Origin of the sequence: Salmonella sp. SJTUF14076 (assembly GCF_015534835.1) — a bacterium.
Lineage (GTDB): Bacteria > Pseudomonadota > Gammaproteobacteria > Enterobacterales > Enterobacteriaceae > Salmonella > Salmonella enterica.
This window is the reverse complement of the sequence record NZ_CP064674.1, coordinates 437,008-460,373: the sequence shown is the minus strand read 5'-3', so window position 1 is coordinate 460,373 and position 23,366 is coordinate 437,008. Positions and strand designations below refer to the sequence as shown.

General features: G+C 51.0%; 38 protein-coding genes, 1 rRNA gene and 1 pseudogene. 6 read left to right on the top strand and 34 right to left on the bottom strand.

Annotation, left to right across the window (positions count from 1 at the left end; all coding sequences use genetic code 11):
- Window positions 1-40: 40 nt before the first annotated feature.
- Window positions 41-1,582, bottom strand: a 16S ribosomal RNA gene (locus HU143_RS02180).
- Between the two features lie 208 nt (window positions 1,583-1,790).
- The gene (locus tag HU143_RS02175) at window positions 1,791-1,943 is read right to left on the bottom strand and encodes a hypothetical protein (RefSeq protein WP_000795911.1); all 153 of its coding nucleotides are present in this window, start codon (window positions 1,941-1,943) and stop codon (window positions 1,791-1,793) included.
- A 113-nt stretch (window positions 1,944-2,056) separates the two neighbouring features.
- Between HU143_RS02175 and HU143_RS02170 the strand changes: the two genes are divergently transcribed.
- Complete coding sequence (locus HU143_RS02170) at window positions 2,057-2,611, top strand: gamma carbonic anhydrase family protein (RefSeq protein ID WP_001285635.1); 555 nt, start codon at window positions 2,057-2,059, stop codon at window positions 2,609-2,611.
- Here HU143_RS02170 and HU143_RS02165 read toward each other — a convergent pair.
- Genes HU143_RS02165 through dprA form a run of 6 tightly spaced genes read right to left on the bottom strand, consistent with a single transcriptional unit; the run spans window position 2,587 to window position 6,379 of the window.
- Window positions 2,587-2,844: a DUF1488 domain-containing protein gene (locus tag HU143_RS02165; RefSeq protein WP_001070575.1), complete on the bottom strand. Its 258-nt coding sequence runs from the start codon at window positions 2,842-2,844 to the stop codon at window positions 2,587-2,589. The two genes, HU143_RS02170 and HU143_RS02165, sit on opposite strands and share 25 nt — an antisense overlap.
- Complete coding sequence (gene aroE, locus HU143_RS02160) at window positions 2,841-3,659, bottom strand: shikimate dehydrogenase (RefSeq protein WP_000451202.1); 819 nt, start codon at window positions 3,657-3,659, stop codon at window positions 2,841-2,843. The genes HU143_RS02165 and aroE overlap by 4 nt, the downstream gene beginning before the upstream one ends.
- 4 nt (window positions 3,660-3,663) lie before the next feature.
- The gene (gene tsaC / locus HU143_RS02155) at window positions 3,664-4,236 is read right to left on the bottom strand and encodes an L-threonylcarbamoyladenylate synthase type 1 TsaC (protein ID WP_023226782.1); all 573 of its coding nucleotides are present in this window, start codon (window positions 4,234-4,236) and stop codon (window positions 3,664-3,666) included.
- Between the two features lie 4 nt (window positions 4,237-4,240).
- The gene (locus tag HU143_RS02150; protein ID WP_023226783.1) at window positions 4,241-4,783 is read right to left on the bottom strand and encodes a type I DNA topoisomerase; all 543 of its coding nucleotides are present in this window, start codon (window positions 4,781-4,783) and stop codon (window positions 4,241-4,243) included.
- Window positions 4,784-4,809: 26 nt separating this feature from the next.
- Window positions 4,810-5,283: a DUF494 family protein Smg gene (gene smg, locus HU143_RS02145; RefSeq protein ID WP_000460663.1), complete on the bottom strand. Its 474-nt coding sequence runs from the start codon at window positions 5,281-5,283 to the stop codon at window positions 4,810-4,812.
- Window positions 5,255-6,379, bottom strand: coding sequence for a DNA-protecting protein DprA (dprA, locus tag HU143_RS02140; RefSeq protein WP_023226784.1), 1,125 nt, complete (start codon window positions 6,377-6,379; stop codon window positions 5,255-5,257). Before dprA ends, smg begins: the two co-directional genes overlap by 29 nt.
- A 131-nt stretch (window positions 6,380-6,510) precedes the next feature.
- Between dprA and def the strand changes: the two genes are divergently transcribed.
- The 5 genes from def (at window position 6,511) to mscL (ending at window position 11,277) form a co-directional block, all read left to right on the top strand.
- Window positions 6,511-7,020, top strand: a complete 510-nt coding sequence (def, locus tag HU143_RS02135) for a peptide deformylase (RefSeq protein WP_000114987.1) — start codon at window positions 6,511-6,513, stop codon at window positions 7,018-7,020.
- Between the two features lie 15 nt (window positions 7,021-7,035).
- On the top strand, window positions 7,036-7,983 hold the full coding sequence (gene fmt, locus HU143_RS02130) for a methionyl-tRNA formyltransferase (RefSeq protein WP_001285165.1): 948 nt from the start codon (window positions 7,036-7,038) through the stop codon (window positions 7,981-7,983).
- A gap of 51 nt (window positions 7,984-8,034) precedes the next feature.
- Window positions 8,035-9,324, top strand: a complete 1,290-nt coding sequence (gene rsmB, locus HU143_RS02125; RefSeq protein ID WP_023226785.1) for a 16S rRNA (cytosine(967)-C(5))-methyltransferase RsmB — start codon at window positions 8,035-8,037, stop codon at window positions 9,322-9,324.
- A gap of 21 nt (window positions 9,325-9,345) precedes the next feature.
- A complete protein-coding gene (gene trkA, locus HU143_RS02120; RefSeq protein WP_000691374.1) occupies window positions 9,346-10,722 on the top strand; it encodes a Trk system potassium transporter TrkA in 1,377 nt (458 codons plus the stop codon).
- Between the two features lie 141 nt (window positions 10,723-10,863).
- Complete coding sequence (gene mscL / locus HU143_RS02115; protein WP_000008119.1) at window positions 10,864-11,277, top strand: large-conductance mechanosensitive channel protein MscL; 414 nt, start codon at window positions 10,864-10,866, stop codon at window positions 11,275-11,277.
- Window position 11,278: 1 nt separating this feature from the next.
- Here mscL and HU143_RS02110 read toward each other — a convergent pair.
- From HU143_RS02110 to rpsS, 26 genes and pseudogenes are all read right to left on the bottom strand, one after another.
- Window positions 11,279-11,482: pseudogene (locus tag HU143_RS02110) on the bottom strand (alternative ribosome-rescue factor A); the annotation flags it as partial.
- Window positions 11,483-11,539: 57 nt separating this feature from the next.
- Window positions 11,540-11,965 carry a Zn(2+)-responsive transcriptional regulator gene (gene zntR, locus HU143_RS02105; RefSeq protein WP_000285588.1) on the bottom strand — a complete coding sequence of 142 codons (426 nt, stop codon included), beginning with the start codon at window positions 11,963-11,965 and terminating at the stop codon, window positions 11,540-11,542.
- Window positions 11,966-11,975: 10 nt separating this feature from the next.
- The gene (locus HU143_RS02100) at window positions 11,976-12,344 is read right to left on the bottom strand and encodes a DUF1992 domain-containing protein (protein WP_023226786.1); all 369 of its coding nucleotides are present in this window, start codon (window positions 12,342-12,344) and stop codon (window positions 11,976-11,978) included.
- A 107-nt stretch (window positions 12,345-12,451) separates the two neighbouring features.
- Complete coding sequence (gene rplQ / locus HU143_RS02095) at window positions 12,452-12,835, bottom strand: 50S ribosomal protein L17 (protein WP_001216370.1); 384 nt, start codon at window positions 12,833-12,835, stop codon at window positions 12,452-12,454.
- Between the two features lie 40 nt (window positions 12,836-12,875).
- Window positions 12,876-13,865, bottom strand: a complete 990-nt coding sequence (locus tag HU143_RS02090) for a DNA-directed RNA polymerase subunit alpha (RefSeq protein WP_001162094.1) — start codon at window positions 13,863-13,865, stop codon at window positions 12,876-12,878.
- 25 nt (window positions 13,866-13,890) lie between these two features.
- Window positions 13,891-14,511: a 30S ribosomal protein S4 gene (rpsD, locus tag HU143_RS02085; protein WP_000135226.1), complete on the bottom strand. Its 621-nt coding sequence runs from the start codon at window positions 14,509-14,511 to the stop codon at window positions 13,891-13,893.
- Window positions 14,512-14,544: 33 nt separating this feature from the next.
- A complete protein-coding gene (gene rpsK, locus HU143_RS02080) occupies window positions 14,545-14,934 on the bottom strand; it encodes a 30S ribosomal protein S11 (protein WP_001029758.1) in 390 nt (129 codons plus the stop codon).
- A 16-nt stretch (window positions 14,935-14,950) separates the two neighbouring features.
- Window positions 14,951-15,307 carry a 30S ribosomal protein S13 gene (rpsM, locus tag HU143_RS02075; protein ID WP_000090780.1) on the bottom strand — a complete coding sequence of 119 codons (357 nt, stop codon included), beginning with the start codon at window positions 15,305-15,307 and terminating at the stop codon, window positions 14,951-14,953.
- A gap of 146 nt (window positions 15,308-15,453) precedes the next feature.
- A complete protein-coding gene (gene rpmJ / locus HU143_RS02070; protein WP_000868187.1) occupies window positions 15,454-15,570 on the bottom strand; it encodes a 50S ribosomal protein L36 in 117 nt (38 codons plus the stop codon).
- Window positions 15,571-15,601: 31 nt separating this feature from the next.
- Complete coding sequence (gene secY / locus HU143_RS02065) at window positions 15,602-16,933, bottom strand: preprotein translocase subunit SecY (RefSeq protein WP_001118864.1); 1,332 nt, start codon at window positions 16,931-16,933, stop codon at window positions 15,602-15,604.
- Window positions 16,934-16,940: 7 nt separating this feature from the next.
- Window positions 16,941-17,375, bottom strand: coding sequence for a 50S ribosomal protein L15 (gene rplO / locus HU143_RS02060; protein ID WP_001238917.1), 435 nt, complete (start codon window positions 17,373-17,375; stop codon window positions 16,941-16,943).
- A gap of 3 nt (window positions 17,376-17,378) precedes the next feature.
- Window positions 17,379-17,558, bottom strand: coding sequence for a 50S ribosomal protein L30 (gene rpmD / locus HU143_RS02055; protein WP_001140434.1), 180 nt, complete (start codon window positions 17,556-17,558; stop codon window positions 17,379-17,381).
- 3 nt (window positions 17,559-17,561) lie between these two features.
- Entirely contained in the window at window positions 17,562-18,065 is a 504-nt protein-coding gene (rpsE, locus tag HU143_RS02050) for a 30S ribosomal protein S5 (protein ID WP_000940121.1), read from the bottom strand.
- A 14-nt stretch (window positions 18,066-18,079) separates the two neighbouring features.
- Complete coding sequence (rplR, locus tag HU143_RS02045; RefSeq protein WP_000358956.1) at window positions 18,080-18,433, bottom strand: 50S ribosomal protein L18; 354 nt, start codon at window positions 18,431-18,433, stop codon at window positions 18,080-18,082.
- Between the two features lie 9 nt (window positions 18,434-18,442).
- Window positions 18,443-18,976: a 50S ribosomal protein L6 gene (gene rplF / locus HU143_RS02040; RefSeq protein ID WP_000091939.1), complete on the bottom strand. Its 534-nt coding sequence runs from the start codon at window positions 18,974-18,976 to the stop codon at window positions 18,443-18,445.
- A 12-nt stretch (window positions 18,977-18,988) separates the two neighbouring features.
- Entirely contained in the window at window positions 18,989-19,381 is a 393-nt protein-coding gene (gene rpsH / locus HU143_RS02035; protein ID WP_000062611.1) for a 30S ribosomal protein S8, read from the bottom strand.
- 33 nt (window positions 19,382-19,414) lie between these two features.
- The gene (rpsN, locus tag HU143_RS02030) at window positions 19,415-19,720 is read right to left on the bottom strand and encodes a 30S ribosomal protein S14 (protein ID WP_001118932.1); all 306 of its coding nucleotides are present in this window, start codon (window positions 19,718-19,720) and stop codon (window positions 19,415-19,417) included.
- Window positions 19,721-19,734: 14 nt separating this feature from the next.
- Window positions 19,735-20,274, bottom strand: a complete 540-nt coding sequence (gene rplE / locus HU143_RS02025) for a 50S ribosomal protein L5 (protein ID WP_001096206.1) — start codon at window positions 20,272-20,274, stop codon at window positions 19,735-19,737.
- 14 nt (window positions 20,275-20,288) lie between these two features.
- Window positions 20,289-20,603 (bottom strand): 50S ribosomal protein L24, encoded by a 315-nt coding sequence (rplX, locus tag HU143_RS02020; RefSeq protein ID WP_000729185.1) that lies wholly within the window; start codon window positions 20,601-20,603, stop codon window positions 20,289-20,291.
- Window positions 20,604-20,613: 10 nt separating this feature from the next.
- Entirely contained in the window at window positions 20,614-20,985 is a 372-nt protein-coding gene (rplN, locus tag HU143_RS02015; RefSeq protein ID WP_000613954.1) for a 50S ribosomal protein L14, read from the bottom strand.
- Window positions 20,986-21,148: 163 nt separating this feature from the next.
- Window positions 21,149-21,403, bottom strand: coding sequence for a 30S ribosomal protein S17 (gene rpsQ / locus HU143_RS02010; RefSeq protein WP_000130101.1), 255 nt, complete (start codon window positions 21,401-21,403; stop codon window positions 21,149-21,151).
- Window positions 21,403-21,594 (bottom strand): 50S ribosomal protein L29, encoded by a 192-nt coding sequence (gene rpmC / locus HU143_RS02005; RefSeq protein WP_000644742.1) that lies wholly within the window; start codon window positions 21,592-21,594, stop codon window positions 21,403-21,405. Before rpmC ends, rpsQ begins: the two co-directional genes overlap by 1 nt.
- Entirely contained in the window at window positions 21,594-22,004 is a 411-nt protein-coding gene (gene rplP / locus HU143_RS02000; RefSeq protein WP_000941208.1) for a 50S ribosomal protein L16, read from the bottom strand. Before rplP ends, rpmC begins: the two co-directional genes overlap by 1 nt.
- 12 nt (window positions 22,005-22,016) lie before the next feature.
- Window positions 22,017-22,718 carry a 30S ribosomal protein S3 gene (gene rpsC / locus HU143_RS01995; RefSeq protein WP_000529945.1) on the bottom strand — a complete coding sequence of 234 codons (702 nt, stop codon included), beginning with the start codon at window positions 22,716-22,718 and terminating at the stop codon, window positions 22,017-22,019.
- A 17-nt stretch (window positions 22,719-22,735) separates the two neighbouring features.
- On the bottom strand, window positions 22,736-23,068 hold the full coding sequence (gene rplV / locus HU143_RS01990) for a 50S ribosomal protein L22 (RefSeq protein ID WP_000447529.1): 333 nt from the start codon (window positions 23,066-23,068) through the stop codon (window positions 22,736-22,738).
- Window positions 23,069-23,082: 14 nt separating this feature from the next.
- The gene (gene rpsS / locus HU143_RS01985; protein ID WP_001138115.1) at window positions 23,083-23,361 is read right to left on the bottom strand and encodes a 30S ribosomal protein S19; all 279 of its coding nucleotides are present in this window, start codon (window positions 23,359-23,361) and stop codon (window positions 23,083-23,085) included.
- Between the last annotated feature and the right edge of the window lie 5 nt (window positions 23,362-23,366).

The following is a 23,366-nucleotide window of genomic DNA, read 5'->3' as shown; positions in this document are numbered from 1 at the left end:
GACAATCTGTGTGAGCACTTCAAAGAACAGTTCTTTAAGGTAAGGAGGTGATCCAACCGCAGGTTCCCCTACGGTTACCTTGTTACGACTTCACCCCAGTCATGAATCACAAAGTGGTAAGCGCCCTCCCGAAGGTTAAGCTACCTACTTCTTTTGCAACCCACTCCCATGGTGTGACGGGCGGTGTGTACAAGGCCCGGGAACGTATTCACCGTGGCATTCTGATCCACGATTACTAGCGATTCCGACTTCATGGAGTCGAGTTGCAGACTCCAATCCGGACTACGACGCACTTTATGAGGTCCGCTTGCTCTCGCGAGGTCGCTTCTCTTTGTATGCGCCATTGTAGCACGTGTGTAGCCCTGGTCGTAAGGGCCATGATGACTTGACGTCATCCCCACCTTCCTCCAGTTTATCACTGGCAGTCTCCTTTGAGTTCCCGACCTAATCGCTGGCAACAAAGGATAAGGGTTGCGCTCGTTGCGGGACTTAACCCAACATTTCACAACACGAGCTGACGACAGCCATGCAGCACCTGTCTCACAGTTCCCGAAGGCACCAATCCATCTCTGGAAAGTTCTGTGGATGTCAAGACCAGGTAAGGTTCTTCGCGTTGCATCGAATTAAACCACATGCTCCACCGCTTGTGCGGGCCCCCGTCAATTCATTTGAGTTTTAACCTTGCGGCCGTACTCCCCAGGCGGTCTACTTAACGCGTTAGCTCCGGAAGCCACGCCTCAAGGGCACAACCTCCAAGTAGACATCGTTTACGGCGTGGACTACCAGGGTATCTAATCCTGTTTGCTCCCCACGCTTTCGCACCTGAGCGTCAGTCTTTGTCCAGGGGGCCGCCTTCGCCACCGGTATTCCTCCAGATCTCTACGCATTTCACCGCTACACCTGGAATTCTACCCCCCTCTACAAGACTCAAGCCTGCCAGTTTCGAATGCAGTTCCCAGGTTGAGCCCGGGGATTTCACATCCGACTTGACAGACCGCCTGCGTGCGCTTTACGCCCAGTAATTCCGATTAACGCTTGCACCCTCCGTATTACCGCGGCTGCTGGCACGGAGTTAGCCGGTGCTTCTTCTGCGGGTAACGTCAATTGCTGCGGTTATTAACCACAACACCTTCCTCCCCGCTGAAAGTACTTTACAACCCGAAGGCCTTCTTCATACACGCGGCATGGCTGCATCAGGCTTGCGCCCATTGTGCAATATTCCCCACTGCTGCCTCCCGTAGGAGTCTGGACCGTGTCTCAGTTCCAGTGTGGCTGGTCATCCTCTCAGACCAGCTAGGGATCGTCGCCTTGGTGAGCCGTTACCTCACCAACTAGCTAATCCCATCTGGGCACATCTGATGGCAAGAGGCCCGAAGGTCCCCCTCTTTGGTCTTGCGACGTTATGCGGTATTAGCCACCGTTTCCAGTAGTTATCCCCCTCCATCAGGCAGTTTCCCAGACATTACTCACCCGTCCGCCACTCGTCAGCGAAGCAGCAAGCTGCTTCCTGTTACCGTTCGACTTGCATGTGTTAGGCCTGCCGCCAGCGTTCAATCTGAGCCATGATCAAACTCTTCAATTTAAAAGTTTGATGCTCAAAGAATTAAACTTCGTAATGAATTACGTGTTCACTCTTGAGACTTGGTATTCATTTTTCGTCCGAGGACGTTAAGAATCCGTATCTTCGAGTGCCCACACAGATTGTCTGATAAATTGTTAAAGAGCAGGTGCGACGCGGCTTGCAGCTCACCGTCGCGAGGTGGCGTATATTACGCTTTCCTCTTTCAGAGTCAACCCTGAATTTCAGGATTTTTCTCTTCAACCGACCGGCTGTTTGTGTGAAGTGATTCACATCCGCCGTGTCGATGGAGGCGCATTATAGGGATCCCATTTTTTTGCACAAGCGTTTTTTGGATCTTTTTTTCTGTTTGTTGATTTTTCATCCCTTTCGCTCCATTCCTGCGCAAAGTGGCGATTTTTTGATGCTATCTCCCCTTGCACAACGCCGTTAAAGCAACCAAAGTCTTCATGACTATTCATTTATGATGAGGTAGACATGTCTGACACATTACGTCCTTATAAGGATCTTTTTCCTGAAATCGGTCAGCGCGTGATGATCGATACCAGCAGCGTGGTTATTGGCGATGTCCGTCTGGCGGATGATGTCGGGATCTGGCCGCTTGTGGTGATTCGCGGCGATGTGAATTACGTTGCGATAGGGGCTCGTACGAACATTCAGGATGGCAGCGTTCTTCACGTAACCCACAAGTCTCCATCCAATCCACACGGCAACCCATTAATCATTGGCGAAGATGTTACCGTTGGCCATAAAGTTATGCTGCACGGCTGCACCATCGGTAACCGCGTACTGGTCGGTATGGGCTCCATTGTGCTGGATGGCGCGATAATAGAAGATGACGTAATGATTGGCGCGGGAAGCCTGGTGCCGCAGCACAAACGGCTGGAAAGCGGCTATTTATATCTTGGCAGTCCGGTAAAACAGATCCGCCCCCTGAGCGATGCTGAGAGATCGGGCCTGCAGTACTCCGCCAATAACTATGTAAAATGGAAAGACGACTATCTTTCTCAGGATAACCATATCCAACCGTGATCGTCTTCCTGCTGGGCCAGGATTAATGCTTCAGCCTCTTCTTCCAGGTCCCAGCGATACTCACGAAAAATGGCCAGCCATTGCTCCGCTGTTTCTCCACCAAAGCGATACGCCAGTACATCTTTTTTTATTGCACACGTGAGTTGCATCCCATTAACCAGGGCGGGAAAGATGACAGCGCTGGCGGCAGTATCCCATTCTTCGCGGTCAGGAAATTGTATGGCCTGGTTCACGCTAATAATTCCTGCTGTAGCAGCTCAATCACTGGCTCGACCTGCGGTAATACACCGTGCCAAAGCAAAACGGCATGTGCAGCCTGCCCCACCAGCATTCCCAGCCCATCTGCGTAGCGTTTTGCGCCCTGTTGTACACACCAGGAGAGAAATGGCGTATTCCCTTTTTGATAGAACATGTCATAGCAACAGAGGGAAGGGTGAATAAGTGACGCCGGAATCGCCGGGATTTCGCCCCGTATGCCGCTGGAGGTCGCATTAATAATCAGGTCAAACTCACAACCATCCAGCTTGTCCATATCCATGGCATGAACGCTGCCGGTATGAGCAAAGATTTTCGCCAACGCTTCGGCACGTGAAGCTGTACGGTTAGTGATAGTGACCGCGCAATCCAAAGAAAGCAGAGGTAACAGCACGCCCCGGGATGCGCCGCCCGCGCCAATCAGCAAAATACGCCATCCTGGGCGGATAAAATTTAAACGTTTGAGATCGCTTAATAAACCGATACCGTCAGTATTGTCGCCAAGCAAACGACCATCTTCCAGCCGTTTTAATGTGTTGACGGCTCCCGCCAGCGATGCTCGTTCCGTTAACTCATCCGATCGCGCAAACGCCTCCTCTTTAAAAGGTACTGTGATGTTTGCGCCTTTTCCCCCTGCCGCGAAAAAGGCATCAAGCGTATTAATGAAATTATTAATAGGGGCCAGCACGCGACCATAGGGGTGAACAATATCTAGCTGCTGAGCAAATTGCTGATGAATAAATGGCGATTTGCTGTGCGCAATCGGATTTCCAAAAACAGCATAGGTTTCCATCATATTACCCCTGTCGAAACAGTTCGCCCGTCAGAGCATCGCGAATTTCTGAAGGATTTAAACGCCCACCCGTTGCGCCTTCAACCACCGGAAAATCATCGCCAAATTGCGCACGCACCTCTTCAACGGTACGGCATGGCGGTAATCCGCTCAGATTGGCGCTGGTGGAAACCAGCGGTTTGCCATACGCATTGCATAGCGCGACCACCAGCGGGTGGTTGGTAACACGAACGGCCAGGGAATCAAAACGTCCCGTGAGCCACCGCGGCGTTGTCGCGGGCGCAGGAAAAACAAACGTTACCGGCCCGGGCCAGCAATCAAATACCGCTTTACGCTGTGCGGCGGTAAGTATGCTGTCATCAATATAAGGTTTTAACTGCTCAAAGCTGGCGGCAATCAAAATGAGTCCCTTATCGACGGGCCGTTGTTTTAACGCCAGCAGGCGCGTAACAGCTGTTTCACTATCGGGATCGCAGCCGACGCCGAAAACGGCTTCTGTTGGATAAGCGATGACATTTTCTTTATTCAGGAGCGCTACCGCCGCGGCGATAGATCCTGTTGGCAGGTTATTATTCACTTGTTTATTCCACCGGAACCGGCTTTCCACATTGTTTACTGGCGCAAAAGCGCTTCACGCCCTGCGCGGTTTTCTTTTCGATGAGTAGCGGATAATGGCACTCGGGGCATTCCCCCGCAATCGGTGTGAAGTTAATGACGAACTGACATTCCGGGTAGCGATCGCAGGAATGAAAGATTTTACCGTAACGAGAACGGCGCTGGACCAAATGTCCTTGCTGGCAGGCTGGACAGGCAATCGCCGTTTCATCCGGTTTATCAATAACCACTGTATGTTCACATTGCGGATACTGGCTACATCCGATAAACATGCCAAAGCGCCCCTGACGCAGCACCAGCACGGCGCCACACTCAGGGCACAGTTGCCCCTCCAGAATTTTAACGATATGTCCGTCCGCCTGACTTTTCAGCGGACGAACGTAATCGCATTCCGGATAGCGAGAACAGCCGAGAAACGGACCATGTTTCCCGGAACGAATTACCAGTTCGGCCCCGCACTGCGGGCAGGGCTCATTTTTACGCACCGAAAACAGTGCTGATTTAGCCATATTCACTCATGCAGCATTAACACCTATCAATGCAGCATACCTTCATTTACCTCAAAGAGTAATTCTTCCATTTGCTGATAGGCGTTTTCACAGCCCGGAATGTTGAATAACACCATCAAAATAACCCATTTCAAGTCTTCCAGGTCAAACTCTGCGGTATCCAGCGCCAGCACACGCTCAATCACCATTTCTCGTGTTTCGAGGTTTAGCACCTGAATCTGCTCAAGGAATAACAGGAACCCCCGGCAACTGGCATCAAGCCTTTCACACTCTTCAACCGTATAAATGCGCATTGAAAGAGGGTCGGAAGCAAGTTGCATGGGTTCCGCGAGGCCATCCTGATAGTCAGCGAGTTTTTCCAGCCACAGCAGCGCATTGTAGATGTCTTCGCGATCAAACCCAGCGTCGGTGAGATCACGCTCCAGCCTGTCCTGATCCACGCGCAGCTCGGCTTCGTTATGGATGTATGTTTCAAACAAATACATTAGTACGTCGAACATGGCTTGCCCTCCTTAATCGGACATAGCCGCCGGGTACAGCTGCGATCCATCCTGCTAACTCCAGTTCGAGTAGCTGAGCCACTACCGCTGGCACAGGTTGGCCGGCACGTTCAGCGACGACGTCAACAGGTGTTACCTCATCTCCTACGTTAGCCAGGAGCTCAGGAAATGGCAATGCCGCCTCATCCTGATTTAGTGAATAAAGTGAATTTTCCGCCGTAGTTGGCAACCAGTGTAAGCCGTATTGCAAATTTTCCAGAATATCCTCCGGCGTCGTCACAAGCGTGGCCCCTTGTTTAATTAACCAGTGCGTGCCTTCGCTTCCCGGACTACCGATAGGACCTGGTAATGCAAAAACGTCCCGCCCCTGTTCAAGCGCGCAGCGCGCCGTCACCAACGAACCGCTGCGCAACGCCGCCTCAATCACCAGCACGCCTTTGCTCAGTCCGCTGATAATGCGGTTTCTGCGAGGAAAATGTTGCGGTAGCGGAGGCGTTGAAAGCGGAAATTCTGAGACCACTGCGCCGCCGGTGGCAATCAAGCTTTCAGCCAGCATGGCATGTCGGCGAGGATAAATCTTTGCCAAGCCATTCCCTAACACCGCTACACTTTTTCCCCCCATACTCACCGCAGCGTTGTGTGCTACGCCATCAATTCCCCGGGCAAGGCCGCTGGTGATCGTCAAACCGCTTTTCGCAAGGCTTTCGCAAAGCAGACGTCCCCAGCGTTCTCCATACCAGGAGTGGCTCCGGCTTCCTACGACGGCAAGTTGGCAGGTATGCAGACAGGCAGGATCGCCGTCAATAAAAATAGCGCCGGGATAATCGTCAATAGCACGCAGTTGGGGAGGATAAATCTCACTATCCGCACACAGAAAATGGTGCTGCGGTAGTTCAAGCCAGCGTAATGTCTCATCAAGCACACCTGCTGGAAGCTGTAAAAAACGTTCAGCTTGCCGCGCAGTAAGACCAGCCTCCTGAAGGTGCGTGCGATTTATCTGAGGCTGGCGAATAAGCGAATTCGCCATGTTCAACATCGCCTCGCCATAAAGGTCGCCGACGTACATTAAACGTAACCAAATTTCGGTACGGGCCATCCTTTCACTCCCCTGCCACAAGCAGTCTGAACAATCTTTGCGATTGGTCACTGATGCTGTCAATCAGGTGGGGATTTGTCTAGAATAGAGGTAATAATCTTTTCAACTCCTGAACACAACTCTGGATAATTATGTCAGTTTTGCAAGTGTTACATATTCCGGACGAGCGCCTTCGCAAAGTCGCAAAGCCGGTTGAAGAAGTGAATGCAGAAATTCAGCGTATCGTCGATGATATGTTCGAAACGATGTACGCGGAAGAAGGTATCGGTCTGGCCGCAACGCAGGTCGATATCCACCAGCGGATCATCGTGATTGACGTTTCGGAAAACCGCGACGAGCGCCTGGTACTCATTAACCCGGAATTGCTGGAGAAAAGTGGCGAAACGGGTATAGAAGAAGGCTGTCTGTCGATCCCGGAACAGCGCGCTTTAGTGCCGCGCGCCGAGAAAGTGAAAATCCGCGCGCTGGATCGCGACGGCAACCCGTTTGAGCTTGAAGCGGATGGTTTGCTGGCAATCTGCATTCAGCATGAGATGGATCACCTGGTCGGTAAACTGTTTATCGATTATTTGTCGCCGCTGAAGCAACAACGTATTCGTCAGAAAGTAGAAAAACTCGACCGCCTGAACGCCCGGGCTTAAAGGACAAGAACCAACGTGTCAGATTCACTACGTATTATTTTTGCGGGTACACCTGACTTTGCAGCGCGTCATCTCGACGCGCTGTTAACTTCTGGACATAACGTTGTCGGCGTATTTACCCAACCCGATCGTCCAGCAGGTCGCGGCAAAAAGTTGATGCCCAGCCCGGTAAAAGTGCTGGCGGAAGAAAAAGGCCTGCCCGTTTTCCAGCCCGTGTCGCTTCGTCCTCAGGAAAACCAGCATCTGGTTGCTGACTTACATGCCGACGTCATGGTTGTCGTAGCATATGGTCTGATTCTCCCAAAGGCAGTGCTGGATATGCCCCGTCTCGGATGTATCAACGTTCACGGTTCGCTGCTTCCACGCTGGCGCGGCGCGGCGCCTATTCAGCGCTCACTCTGGGCAGGCGATGCGGAAACCGGCGTCACAATTATGCAGATGGATGTAGGGCTGGATACCGGCGACATGCTGTATAAACTTGCGTGCCCGATTACCGCAGAAGATACCAGTGGCTCACTGTATAATAAGTTGGCTGAACTTGGCCCGCAGGGGTTAATTACCACACTAAAACAACTGGCGGACGGCACAGCGACGCCTGAAGCGCAGAATGAAGCGCTGGTCACTCATGCGGAAAAGCTCAGTAAAGAAGAAGCGCGTATTGACTGGTCTCTCTCCGCAGCACAGCTGGAGCGTTGCATTCGCGCCTTTAATCCGTGGCCAATGAGCTGGCTGGAAATCGACGGTCAGCCGGTAAAAGTCTGGCAGGCGTCCGTCATTGAGGATGCCACGCAGTCGCTGCCGGGAACCATTCTGGCCGCGACGAAACAGGGCATTCAGGTTGCAACAGGCAAGGGGATATTAAATTTGCTTTCGCTTCAGCCTGCCGGCAAAAAAGCGATGAGCGCCCAAGATCTGTTAAATTCACGCCGGGAATGGTTTATTCCTGGTAACCGTCTTGCCTGACGGTCACGTCTTTATAAGCCCGGTGTTACCGGGCATTTTTATTTTATACATATGAAAAAACAAAACAATTTACGTAGTCTGGCAGCACAGGCCGTTGAACTGGTCGTCGAACAGGGACAATCATTAAGTAATGTGCTCCCGCCGCTGCAACAAAAAGTCGCCGATAAAGACAAAGCGCTACTTCAGGAGCTGTGCTTTGGCGTCCTGCGCACCCTTTCACAGCTGGAATGGCTGATCAATAAGCTGATGTCTCGTCCAATGACCGGCAAGCAGCGTACAGTGCATTACTTAATTATGGTCGGCTTTTATCAGTTGCTGTACACCCGCGTTCCTCCCCATGCGGCGCTGGCTGAAACCGTTGAAGGCGCGGTCGCCATCAAACGTCCGCAGTTGAAAGGGTTAATTAACGGCGTCCTGCGCCAGTTTCAGCGCCAGCAGGAAACGTTGCTTAATGAGTTTGCGACCAGCGATGCGCGCTTTTTACATCCAGGTTGGCTGGTAAAGCGTTTGCAAAATGCTTACCCCACACAGTGGCAACACATTATTGAAGCGAATAACCAGCGTCCAACGATGTGGCTACGTGTAAATCGTACACACCACACCCGCGACGGTTGGCTTGGCTTACTTGAAGACGCAGGCATGAAGGGATATCCCCATCCCGATTATCCCGACGCTGTACGTCTGGAAACGCCAGCTCCGGTACATGCTTTACCCGGTTTTGCTGAGGGTTGGGTAACTGTCCAGGATGCCTCTGCGCAGGGATGTGCGGTTTTTCTCGCTCCTCAGAACGGTGAGCACATTTTAGACTTGTGCGCCGCGCCCGGCGGTAAAACCACGCATATTCTCGAAGTGGCCCCCGAAGCAGACGTGTTGGCGGTTGATATTGATGAACAACGACTCTCCCGCGTTTACGACAACCTAAAGCGTCTTGGGATGAAAGCGACCGTTAAACAAGGGGATGGACGTTATCCCGCCCAATGGTGCGGCGAGCAGCAGTTTGACCGTATTCTGCTGGATGCGCCCTGCTCCGCAACCGGCGTCATTCGCCGTCATCCAGATATCAAATGGCTGCGTCGCGATCGCGATATCGCGGAACTGGCGCAATTACAGGCGGAAATTCTTGATGCCGTCTGGCCGCGCCTGAAGCCCGGCGGGACGCTGGTTTACGCCACCTGTTCCGTACTGCCGGAAGAAAACCGCGATCAGATCAAAACCTTTTTACAACGCACTCCCGATGCCGCGCTCAGCGAAACGGGAACACCTGATCAGCCAGGACAGCAGAATCTGCCGGGCGGCGAAGAAGGTGATGGGTTCTTTTACGCTAAGCTAATCAAGAAGTGATGAGATAACGGGCCACGACTGATGAAAATTATCATACTGGGCGCAGGGCAAGTTGGCGGAACACTGGCGGAAAACCTGGTCGGCGAAAACAACGACATCACGGTGGTTGATACCAACGGCGAACGGTTACGCAGTTTGCAAGATAAGTTCGATCTACGCGTAGTTCAGGGGCATGGTTCGCATCCCCGCGTGTTGCGCGAAGCGGGCGCTGACGATGCGGATATGCTGGTCGCTGTCACCAGTTCAGATGAAACTAATATGGTTGCCTGCCAGGTAGCCTATTCACTCTTCAACACTCCAAACCGTATCGCCCGCATTCGCTCCCCGGACTATGTTCGCGATGCGGATAAACTCTTTCATTCTGAAGCGGTTCCGATTGATCATCTGATCGCGCCGGAGCAGTTGGTTATCGATAATATTTATCGCCTGATCGAGTATCCGGGAGCATTACAGGTTGTAAACTTTGCCGAAGGGAAAGTCAGTCTGGCAGTAGTTAAAGCCTACTATGGCGGTCCACTAATAGGTAACGCGCTCTCGACAATGCGAGAGCATATGCCGCATATCGATACCCGCGTTGCCGCAATTTTCCGCCATGACAGACCAATCCGCCCTCAGGGCTCGACTATCGTGGAAGCAGGGGATGAAGTCTTCTTTATTGCGGCTTCACAGCATATCCGTGCAGTAATGAGCGAATTACAGCGTCTGGAAAAACCCTACAAGCGCATCATGCTGGTGGGCGGCGGCAATATCGGCGCCGGGCTGGCAAGGCGTCTGGAAAAAGACTATAGCGTTAAATTGATCGAACGCGATCAACAACGCGCCGCAGAATTGGCTGAGAAACTGCAAAACACGATCGTCTTTTTTGGCGACGCCTCCGATCAGGAATTGCTGGCGGAGGAGCATATTGATCAGGTCGATCTCTTTATCGCGGTCACTAACGATGATGAAGCCAATATCATGTCCGCGATGTTGGCCAAGCGGATGGGCGCCAAAAAAGTGATGGTGCTGATTCAGCGCCGCGCTTATGTCGATCTTGTGCAGGGTAGCGTTATAGATATTGCGATTTCTCCGCAGCAGGCCACCATCTCTGCATTACTGAGCCATGTGCGTAAAGCGGATATCGTCGGCGTTTCCTCACTACGTCGCGGGGTTGCCGAAGCCATCGAAGCCGTCGCGCACGGCGATGAAAGCACTTCCCGCGTGGTTGGCCGCGTCATTGACGAAATTAAACTGCCGCCAGGCACCATTATTGGCGCGGTCGTTCGTGGTAATGATGTCATGATTGCTAATGACAATTTGCGCATTGAACAAGGCGATCACGTCATTATGTTTTTGACCGATAAAAAGTTTATTACCGACGTCGAACGTCTGTTCCAGCCAAGTCCTTTCTTCCTCTAATTTAAGGGGCGCTCATTCAGCGCCCTTTTTAATTCCCTTTATTTATCAAGGTTTAATTTATTTCGCTAAACAGAAGCTGTAAATGGAAAATGCCTTAGCATTTGTTAAACTTATAACGTCAGCTGCATAGGGAGAATAAAAATGAGTTTTATTAAAGAATTTCGCGAATTCGCGATGCGCGGGAATGTTGTGGATTTGGCAGTGGGTGTCATTATTGGCGCGGCATTCGGTAAGATTGTTTCTTCACTGGTTGCCGATATCATTATGCCGCCGTTGGGATTGTTAATCGGCGGGATCGACTTTAAACAATTTGCTTTTACGTTACGCGAAGCGCAGGGAGATATTCCGGCGGTCGTCATGCATTACGGCGTGTTTATCCAGAACGTATTTGATTTTGTGATTGTGGCCTTTGCTATCTTTGTTGCCATTAAGCTTATCAACAGACTCAACCGTAAAAAAGCAGAAGAGCCGGCAGCTCCGCCAGCGCCTTCTAAAGAGGAAGTGTTATTGGGCGAAATCCGCGATCTGCTGAAAGAACAAAATAACCGTTCTTAATAAGCAGAAGGCCAGTGGTAAAAAAGTCACTTACTTTCTTGCCACTGGCCTCCCAGTTCCCTCGATTACCGTGTTTACCTTTACGCAGATAACTTCCTTTGCCTTTCTTATTTTTTTCAACGCGTTGCCTGAAAAGGGGATCGTGCAGTAATGCCTCAATGGCATTGTCCTTTATCTGCCCTTTCTTATGTTGATAACGACTCATAATGTCTCCCGATTGTATAAATTAACGGCGCGAGTGTAGCCCCGTCGGTTCAATAAATCAACATCCTGATTTCGCCCCACTGGCCCCCTGCTCCAGGGCTTCCAGAATGGAACAATAGACGCTACTGTGGGCCGTTCCGCAACAAGCATCATTAAGCCTTTGTAACGAACGCTGCATCGTTTGCAGTTCCGCAATCCTGGCTTCAACCTCCTGCAATCGCTCTTGCACAATACTTTTTGATTCCTGACAGGTATGGTGCTCAGGATCAATTCGGATCGATAAAAGTTCGCGGATCGACTCAAGCGTGAAACCCAACTGCCGAGCATAACGAATAAACTTGAGACGCTGCAGATCGTTTTCGGTATACAGACGAAACCCGCCTTCAGTACGTACCTCATGATCCATCATCTGTTGTTTTTCATAGTAGCGAATGGTATCAGGCGTTACGTCTGCCAGCTTTGCCAGCTCACCAATGCGATACATACAAGCTCCGTTAATTATCGTTGATTTTATGCAGCAGTTTTTCTGCATACTCACCGTGTAAAAAATCGGTACTCAACCCAGCCTGCCGAAGTTTTAGTTCAAGCAGCGAGAGCTGGCGACTAACCTGATGGTATTGAGGGTCATCTTCCCGGATACTGTTGAGGATATCAAGTAACTGAATAGCGTCTCTGCGCTGCTCCAGTTCAGGGGGAAGACAGCCCGCACTCTTCAGTAAGCGATAACCCGCACGAAGTTCCGCTGGCACATGAGAATCATCATCCAGAATAAGCGGTTCGCCGCGGCCAGGCAGATTATCAAACTCGCCTTTACGCTGTGCCTCGATAATATGACGCTCTGCCCACTGGTCAAGTAACCACATGTGTCGCTCCAGGGATTGAACGAAAAGAATACAATTATTGTAGATATGTGGGGTTCAGGAGGGTATAAAAAAACCCGCCGAAGCGGGTTTTTTTACGTTACTACAGATTACTCTGCAGCAGCTTCTGTTTTCTCTGAACGATCAACCAGCTCGATGTATGCCATCGGCGCGTTGTCGCCTGCACGGAAGCCACACTTCAGAATGCGAGTGTAACCACCGGCGCGGCTCGCGAAACGCGGGCCCAGCTCGTTAAACAGTTTTGCCACGATCTCGTTATCACGAGTACGGGCGAATGCCAGACGACGATTAGCAACGCTATCAGTCTTGGCAAGAGTAATCAGCGGCTCAACTACGCGACGCAGCTCTTTCGCTTTAGGCAGGGTCGTCTTGATGATTTCATGACGAACCAGTGAACCTGCCATGTTGCGGAACATAGCCTGGCGATGGCTGCTGTTGCGGTTCAGTTGACGACCACTCTTACGATGGCGCATGACCTTATCCTTCTCAGTAAAACCTTAACCTGTGATCCGGTTACTCGTCAGCGATGCTTGCCGGTGGCCAGTTTTCCAGGCGCATACCCAGAGACAGTCCACGGGAAGCCAGCACGTCTTTAATCTCGGTAAGAGATTTTTTACCCAGGTTAGGCGTCTTAAGAAGCTCAACCTCGGTACGCTGTACCAGATCACCGATATAGTGGATAGCTTCTGCCTTGAGGCAGTTAGCAGAGCGGACAGTCAATTCCAGATCGTCAACAGGGCGCAGCAGGATCGGATCGAATTCTGGTTTCTCTTCTTTCACTTCCGGTTGACGTACATCACGTAAATCAACGAAAGCTTCCAGTTGTTCAGCCAGGATGGTTGCCGCACGACGAATCGCCTCTTCAGGATCGATTGTGCCGTTGGTTTCCATTTCGATGACCAGCTTGTCCAGGTCGGTACGCTGTTCTACACGCGCTGCTTCAACATTGTAGGCAATACGCTCTACAGGGCTGTAGCAGGCGTCGACCAGCAGACGGCCGATTGGGCGCTCATCTTCTTCCGAATGAATTCGGGTAGAAGCCGGCACATAACCACGACCGCGCTGAACTTTGATACGCATACTAATAGACGCGTTTTCATCGGTCAGGTGGCAGATCACGTGCTGCGGCTTGACGATTTCGACATCCCCATCATGGGTGATATCGGCTGCAGTCACAGGGCCAATGCCAGATTTATTCAAGGTAAGAATAACTTCATCTTTACCCTGAACTCTCACCGCCAGCCCTTTCAGGTTGAGCAGGATTTCCAGGATGTCTTCCTGAACGCCTTCTTTGGTGCTGTACTCATGTAGTACACCATCAATCTCAACCTCGGTCACCGCGCAACCCGGCATCGATGAGAGCAGAATACGGCGCAGTGCGTTACCCAGAGTATGGCCGAAGCCACGCTCTAAAGGCTCAAGGGTCACCTTGGCGTGCGTCGAACTCACTTGCTCGATATCTACCAGGCGCGGTTTTAGAAACTCTGTCACAGAACCCTGCATTGTGTCCTCTCTTTGGTACTAAGCTTTACTTGGAGTAAAGCTCGACGATCAGGTGTTCGTTAATGTCCGCAGACAGATCAGAACGCTCAGGCTTACGCTTGTACGTACCTTCCATCTTGCCAGCATCAACTTCCAGCCAGGTTGGCTTTTCACGCTGCTCAGCCAGCTCCAGAGCGGCTTTCACGCGAGACTGCTTCTTCGCTTTCTCACGAATGCTAACAACGTCATTCGGACTAACCTGATAAGAAGCGATGTTAACAACACGACCGTTTACCATAATTGCTTTATGGCTAACCAGCTGACGTGCTTCTGCACGAGTGGCGCCGAAGCCCATACGGTATACAACGTTGTCCAGACGACCTTCCAGCAGAGCCAACAGGTTTTCACCGGTGTTGCCTTTCAGACGTGCTGCTTCTTTGTAGTAGTTACGGAACTGACGCTCCAGCACACCGTAAATGCGGCGAACTTTTTGCTTTTCACGCAACTGCACACCATAGTCAGACAGACGCGGCTTACGCGCACCGTGCTGGCCAGGAGCTTGTTCAATTTTACACTTGGTATCGATCGCGCGAACGCCAGACTTAAGGAATAAGTCGGTGCCCTCACGACGGCTCAGCTTGAGCTTAGGACCCAAATATCTTGCCATTTTCTTTCTCCAACTAACCTGGAAAACGAAGCGTTATACGCGACGTTTTTTCGGCGGACGACAACCGTTATGAGGGATCGGAGTCACATCAGTAATATTAGTGATGCGGAAACCAGCGGCGTTCAGAGCACGAATAGTAGATTCGCGGCCTGGACCCGGACCTTTAACCATAACTTCCAGATTCTTGATACCGTATTCTTTCACGGCGTCAGCGCAACGCTCTGCTGCAACCTGAGCTGCAAACGGAGTGGATTTGCGAGAACCACGGAAACCGGAACCACCGGCTGTTGCCCAACCCAGCGCATTACCCTGACGATCGGTAATAGTCACGATGGTGTTGTTGAAAGAAGCATGGATATGAGCCACGCCGTCAGAGACTTGTTTTCTTACACGTTTACGTGCGCGAACTGGTGCCTTTGCCATTATTCAATCACCCCGATTATTTCTTGATCGGTTTGCGCGGACCCTTACGGGTACGAGCGTTGGTCTTGGTACGCTGACCGCGAACCGGGAGACCACGACGATGACGCAAACCGCGATAGCAACCAAGATCCATCAGGCGCTTGATGCTCATGCTGATTTCACGGCGCAGATCACCTTCAACGACAAATTTGGCAACTTCGTCACGCAGCGTGTCGATTTGTTCTTCAGACAGCTCACTGATCTTAACATTTTCAGCGATACCCGCTGCAGCCAGGATGGCTTTAGAACGGGTCTTGCCGACACCGTAGATCGAAGTTAACGCGATCACGGCGTGTTTCTGATCAGGAATGTTAATGCCTGCTATACGGGCCACTATGCACTCCTACTATTTAATATGTACGTACCATGCTGAAAAGCCCGTTTTCAGGATACTCAAATGGAAACGTACAGACATACAAAAGATTGGCTGGCTAATCTAGCCAGCTCAACCCAACTTTGCAAGAAAAATATGCGAAAAAATCAGCCTTGGCGCTGTTTATGCTTCGGCTCGGCACTGCAAATCACACGGATGACACCATCACGCTTAACGATTTTGCAGTTACGGCATAATTTCTTGACGGAAGCACGAACTTTCATTTTTACTCTCCGTAACTTCTCAGGCGACCAATTAACGGCCGTAGCCTTTCAGGTTCGCCTTCTTCAATGCAGACTCATACTGACTGGACATCATCAGAGTTTGCACTTGAGCCATAAAGTCCATAATCACGACAACAACGATAAGCAGTGAGGTCCCACCGAAGTAGAACGGCACTTTCATTGCATCACGCATGAACTCCGGGATCAGGCAGATAAAGGTAATATACAGCGCACCAACCAGGGTCAGGCGGGTCATTACTTTATCGATATACTTCGCCGTTTGCTCTCCCGGACGAATTCCTGGTACAAATGCACCGGACTTCTTCAGGTTATCTGCTGTTTCACGCGGGTTGAAAACCAACGCCGTGTAGAAGAAACAGAAGAAGATGATTGCAGACGCATAGAGTAACACATAAAGCGGTTGCCCAGGCTGCAAATACAGCGAAATTGTTGTCAGCCAGTTCCAACCAGTACCGCCCCCGAACCATGACGCGATGGTCGCCGGGAACAGAATAATACTGGAAGCGAAGATTGCCGGGATTACCCCCGCCATATTCACTTTCAGCGGTAAATGTGTGCTCTGTGCAGCATAGACACGACGACCTTGCTGACGTTTGGCGTAGTTTACCACAATACGGCGTTGACCACGTTCAACGAATACTACAAAGAACGTCACTGCAAATACTAATACTGCAACCAACAGCAACACGAGGAAGTGCAGGTCGCCTTGACGCGCTTGCTCGATAGTATGGGCAATGGCTGGCGGGAGTCCCGCAACGATACCAGCGAAGATGATGATTGAGATACCGTTACCGATACCGCGCTCAGTAATCTGTTCGCCGAGCCACATCAGGAACATGGTCCCTGTAACCAGACTTACAACAGCGGTGAAATAGAATGCAAAGCCTGGATTCATCACCAGGCCCTGCATACCAGGCATATTCGGCAAACCGGTAGCAATACCGATCGACTGGAATATCGCCAGCACCAGAGTACCGTAACGGGTGTACTGGCTGATCTTACGACGACCAGACTCCCCTTCTTTCTTAATTTCTGCGAGCGTTGGATGAACCACCGTCAACAGCTGGATAATGATCGATGCCGAAATATACGGCATGATCCCCAGGGCAAAGATAGAAGCACGGCTGAGAGCACCACCAGAGAACATGTTAAACATTTCAATGATGGTGCCTCGCTGTTGCTCAAGCAGTTTGGCAAGTACAGCGGCATCAATACCAGGGATCGGAATAAAAGAGCCAATACGGAACACAATCAGCGCACCGATAACAAACAGCAGTCTGCGTTTCAGCTCGCCTAAGCCACCTTTGGCACTTTGAAAATCTAATCCCGGTTGTTTAGCCATCTGCTACTTATTCCTCGATTTTACCGCCAGCAGCTTCGATAGCAGCACGAGCGCCTTTAGTAACACGCAGGCCACGAACAGTTACCGGAGTAGTGACTTCGCCAGCCAGGATCACTTTCGCGAACTCGATCTGGATACCGATAATGTTTGCCGCTTTCAGCGTGTTCAGGTCTACAACGCCGCCTTCTACTTTCGCCAGGTCAGACAGACGAACTTCGGCTGTAATCGCTGCTTTGCGAGAAGTGAAGCCGAATTTCGGCAGACGACGGTACAGAGGCATCTGACCACCCTCGAAACCGCGACGTACGCCACCGCCAGAACGAGACTTCTGACCTTTGTGACCACGACCACCGGTTTTACCGAGGCCAGAACCGATACCACGACCCAGGCGTTTACCCGCCTTTTTGGAGCCTTCGGCCGGAGACAGAGTATTTAAACGCATCTCTTACTCCTCAACTTTAACCATGAAGGAAACCGCGTTGACCATACCACGAACAGCAGGAGTATCCTCGCGCTCTACGGTGTGGCCAATACGACGCAGACCCAGGCCAAGCAGCGTTGCCTTGTGTTTCGGCAGACGACCGATTGCACTGCGGGTTTGAGTAATTTTAATAGTCTTTGCCATGGTTTATTTCCCCAGAATTTCTTCAACGGATTTACCACGCTTGGCAGCGACCATTTCTGGAGAATTCATATTTTCCAGGCCATCAATAGTTGCACGAACCACGTTGATCGGGTTGGTGGAACCGTATGCTTTAGCCAGAACGTTATGAACCCCAGCAACTTCCAGAACGGCGCGCATTGCACCACCGGCGATGATACCGGTACCTTCGGAAGCTGGCTGCATGAATACACGAGACCCCGTGTGAACACCTTTAACCGGGTGCTGCAGGGTGCCGTTGTTCAGCGCGACGTTAATCATATTGCGACGGGCTTTTTCCATCGCTTTCTGGATCGCTGCTGGAACTTCACGCGCTTTACCGTAACCAAAACCTACGCGACCGTTACCATCGCCTACTACAGTCAGAGCTGTGAAGGAGAAAATACGACCACCTTTAACGGTTTTAGATACGCGGTTTACCGCGATCAGCTTTTCCTGCAGTTCGCCAGCTTGTTTTTCGATGTGAGCCATCTTACACCTCTACCTTAGAACTGAAGGCCAGCTTCACGGGCAGCATCTGCCAGTGCCTGGACACGACCATGATATTGGAACCCGGAACGGTCAAAGGACACATCTTTGATGCCTTTTTCCAGAGCGCGTTCAGCGACAGCTTTACCCACAGCTGCAGCCGCGTCTTTGTTACCGGTGTACTTCAGTTGTTCAGCGATAGCTTTTTCTACAGTAGAAGCAGCTACCAGAACTTCAGAACCGTTCGGTGCAATTACCTGTGCGTAAATATGACGCGGGGTACGATGTACCACCAGGCGAGTTGCGCCCAGCTCTTTGAGCTTGCGGCGTGCGCGGGTCGCACGACGGATACGAGCAGATTTCTTATCCATAGTGTTACCTTACTTCTTCTTAGCCTCTTTGGTACGCACGACTTCGTCGGCGTAACGAACACCCTTGCCTTTGTAAGGCTCAGGACGACGGTAGGCGCGCAGATCTGCTGCAACCTGGCCGATCACCTGCTTATCAGCGCCTTTCAGCACGATTTCAGTTTGAGTCGGACATTCAGCAGTGATACCTGCCGGCAGCTGATGGTCAACCGGGTGAGAGAAACCTAAAGACAGGTTTACTACATTCCCTTTAACCGCTGCACGATAACCTACACCAACCAGCTGCAGCTTCTTAGTGAAGCCTTCGGTAACACCGATAACCATTGAGTTCAGCAGGGCACGCGCGGTACCAGCCTGTGCCCAACCGTCTGCGTAACCATCACGCGGACCGAAGGTCAGTGCATTATCTGCATGTTTAACTTCAACAGCATCGTTGAGAGTACGAGTCAGCTCGCCGTTTTTACCTTTGATCGTAATAACCTGACCGTTGATTTTGACATCAACGCCGGCAGGAACAACGACCGGTGCTTTAGCAACACGAGACATTTTTTCCTCCGATTAGGCTACGTAGCAGATAATTTCGCCACCAAGACCAGCCTGGCGCGCTGCACGATCAGTCATAACACCTTTAGAGGTAGAAACAACTGCGATACCCAGACCGGCCATAACTTTCGGCAGCTCATCTTTACGTTTGTAGATGCGCAGACCTGGGCGGCTGACACGCTGAATGCTTTCTACAACAGCTTTACCCTGGAAATACTTAAGAGTCAGTTCCAGTTCCGGCTTGGTGTCGCCTTCAACTTTAAAATCTTCAATAAAACCTTCTTCCTTCAGCACGTTGGCAATTGCCACTTTCAGCTTGGAGGAAGGCATGGTGACCGCAGCTTTGTTCGCGGCCTGACCGTTACGGATACGGGTCAGCATATCCGCGATCGGATCTTGCATGCTCATCTGTCTTTACTCCCGTGATTCAATTGGTGACAATTACCAGCTAGCCTTTTTCAGACCCGGAATTTCACCGCGCATAGCGGCTTCACGGACCTTAATACGGCTCAACCCGAACTTCCGCAGGAAAGCGTGCGGACGACCAGTTTGACGGCAGCGGTTACGCTGACGTGACGGGCTGGAATCACGCGGCAGAGTCTGCAGCTTAAGAACCGCATTCCAACGATCTTCGTCGGTTGCGTTCACATCAGAGATGATCGCTTTCAGTTCAGCGCGTTTCGCGAAGTATTTATCAGCTAAAGCTACGCGTTTTACTTCGCGTGCTTTCATTGATTGCTTAGCCATTTAGTAACCCTACCTTACTTGCGGAACGGGAAGTCAAAGGCAGCCAGCAGAGCACGGCCTTCTTCGTCAGATTTCGCAGTAGTGGTAATGGTAATATCCAAACCACGAACGCGGTCGACTTTATCGTAGTCGATTTCTGGGAAGATGATCTGCTCACGGACACCCATGCTGTAGTTACCACGACCGTCGAATGACTTAGCGGACAAGCCACGGAAGTCACGGATACGAGGAACAGCAATAGTGATCAGGCGCTCAAAGAACTCCCACATGCGTTCGCCACGCAGAGTTACTTTACAGCCGATCGGATAGCCCTGACGGATTTTGAAGCCTGCAACAGATTTGCGTGCTTTGGTGATCAACGGTTTTTGACCGGAGATTGCTGTCAGGTCTGCTGCTGCGTTATCCAGCAGTTTCTTGTCAGCGATCGCTTCACCAACACCCATGTTCAGGGTGATCTTCTCGACCCGAGGGACTTGCATGACAGAATTGTAGTTAAACTCAGTCATGAGTTTGTTAACTACTTCGTCTTTGTAGTAATCATGCAGTTTCGCCATCGTACTACTCCAAATTACTTGATAGTTTCGCTGTTAGACTTGAAGAAACGGACTTTTTTGCCGTCTTCGAATCTAAAGCCTACACGGTCAGCCTTGCCGGTTGCCGCATTGAAGATTGCAACGTTAGAAACCTGAATTGCAGCTTCTTTTTCAACGATGCCGCCCGGTTGGTTCAGAGCCGGAACCGGCTTCTGGTGTTTCTTAACCAGGTTGATACCTTCAACAATGACCTTGCCGGAAGACAGGACATTCTTAACTTTACCGCGTTTACCTTTATCTTTACCGGTTAACACGATAACTTCGTCATCACGACGGATTTTCGCTGCCATGATTCGCTCCTTAGAGTACTTCTGGTGCCAGAGAGATAATTTTCATGAACTTCTCGTTACGAAGTTCACGAGTTACCGGCCCAAAAATACGCGTACCGATAGGCTGCTCGCTGTTATTGTTTAAAATAACGCATGCATTACCATCGAAGCGAATGACAGAACCGTCCGGGCGACGAACACCCTTCTTGGTGCGCACCACTACCGCCTTCAGCACATCACCTTTTTTGACCTTACCACGCGGAATCGCTTCTTTGATGGTGATCTTAATGATGTCGCCTACGCCTGCGTAGCGACGGTGCGAGCCACCCAGAACCTTGATACACATTACGCGACGTGCACCGGAGTTGTCGGCGACGTTCAGCATAGTCTGTTCTTGGATCATTTTAGTGCTCCGCTAATGTCAACTACTACTGAGACCCGAAAATCAGGTCGTTAAAAAAACCCCATATCGAGGGCGCGGCATTATAACACCGCAAATCAGATATGGGTAGAAAAAATAAACGGCCCATCGCTGAGCCGTTTATTCGTTGAGAATGCGTACTGTATTACAGAACCGCTTTCTCTACAACGCGAACCAGAGTCCAGGATTTGGTCTTGGACAGCGGACGGCATTCGCGGATTTCAACCACGTCGCCGATACCGCATTCGTTGTTCTCGTCATGTACGTGCATTTTGGTCGTACGCTTGATGAATTTACCGTAGATCGGGTGTTTCACAAAACGTTCGATAGCAACAACAATGGATTTCTCCATTTTGTCGCTAACCACGCGACCTTGCAGAGTACGGATTTTATCGGTCATTACGCACCCGCCTTCTCAGTCAGTAAAGTCTTAACGCGTGCGACATCACGACGCACTTGCTTCAACAGGTGAGACTGTTGCAGCTGGCCACTTGCAGCCTGCATACGCAGGTTGAACTGCTCACGCAGCAGGTTCAGTAGCTCGGTGTTCAGCTCTTCAACGCTCTTCTCACGCAGCTCTTTTGCTTTCATTACATCACCGTCTTAGTTACAAAGGTGGTTTTAATCGGCAGTTTCGCTGCTGCCAGCTTGAATGCTTCACGGGCCAGCTCTTCCGGTACGCCGTCCATTTCATACAGGACTTTACCCGGCTGAATCAAGGCAACCCAATACTCCACGTTACCTTTACCTTTACCCATACGCACTGCCAGCGGCTTTTCAGTGATCGGTTTGTCCGGGAATACACGGATCCAGATCTTACCTTGACGCTTAACTGCACGGGTCATAGCACGACGTGCTGCTTCGATCTGACGGGCAGTCAGACGACCACGGCCAACAGCTTTCAGGCCGAAGCTGCCGAAGCTAACATCCGCGCCTGCAGCCAGACCACGGTTGCGGCCTTTGTGCATTTTACGGAATTTTGTACGCTTTGGTTGTAACATCAGCGACGCTCCTTATTTACGGCCTTTACGCTGCTGCTTTTTCGGTTGAGCAGCCGGTTTTTCCGGTTGTTCAACAGCAGCCATACCACCCAGGATCTCGCCTTTGAAGATCCACACTTTAACGCCGATTACACCATAAGTGGTGTGCGCTTCAGAGGTGTTGTAGTCGATGTCAGCACGCAGAGTGTGCAGCGGTACGCGACCTTCGCGGTACCATTCGGTACGTGCGATTTCCGCGCCGCCCAGACGGCCGCTAACTTCAACTTTGATACCTTTAGCGCCCAGACGCATGGCGTTCTGTACAGCACGCTTCATCGCACGACGGAACATAACGCGACGTTCCAGCTGAGAAGTGATGCTGTCAGCAACCAGTTTAGCGTCCAGTTCAGGTTTACGAACTTCGGCGATGTTGATCTGTGCAGGAACGCCAGCGATATCCGCTACGACCTTACGCAGTTTTTCTACGTCTTCACCTTTTTTACCGATAACGATACCCGGGCGAGCGGTGTGAATAGTCACACGGATGCTCTTAGCCGGACGCTCGATAACGATACGAGATACAGACGCTTTAGCCAGTTCCTTCGTCAGGTACTGACGTACTTTAAAATCGCTGTCCAGGTTGTCAGCGAATTCTTTGGTGTTCGCAAACCAGGTAGAGTTCCATGGTTTTACAATACCCAGGCGAATACCATTAGGATGTACTTTCTGACCCATTGCTAGTCTCCAGAGTCTCAGCGATCGGACACAACCACAGTGATGTGGCTGGTGCGCTTCAGGATGCGATCTGCACGACCTTTTGCACGCGGCATAATGCGCTTCATGCTCGGGCCTTCGTCTACGAAAATTTTCGTAACTTTCAGATCGTCAATGTCAGCGCCATCGTTGTGTTCAGCGTTAGCAATGGCAGATTCCAGAACTTTCTTGACCAGTACAGCCGCTTTCTTGTTGGTGTAGGTCAGAATATCCAGAGCCTGCGACACTTTCTTACCGCGAATCAGGTCAGCAACAAGGCGAACCTTCTGAGCAGAAGAACGAGCATGGCGATGTTTAGCGATAGTTTCCATCTCTTCCTCCTACCTTATTTCTTCTTCGCTTTTTTATCAGCAGCGTGGCCGCGATAAGTACGAGTCGGTGCGAATTCACCCAGTTTGTGACCGACCATTTCGTCGGAAACAAATACCGGAACGTGCTGACGACCATTATGGACAGCGATGGTCAAACCGATCATGTTAGGAAAGATCGTTGAACGACGGGACCAGGTGCGCAGGGGCTTCTTGTCTCCGCTTTCCACCGCTTTCTCTACCTTCTTCAGCAAGTGCAGGTCAATAAAAGGACCTTTCTTGAGAGAACGTGGCATGGCTT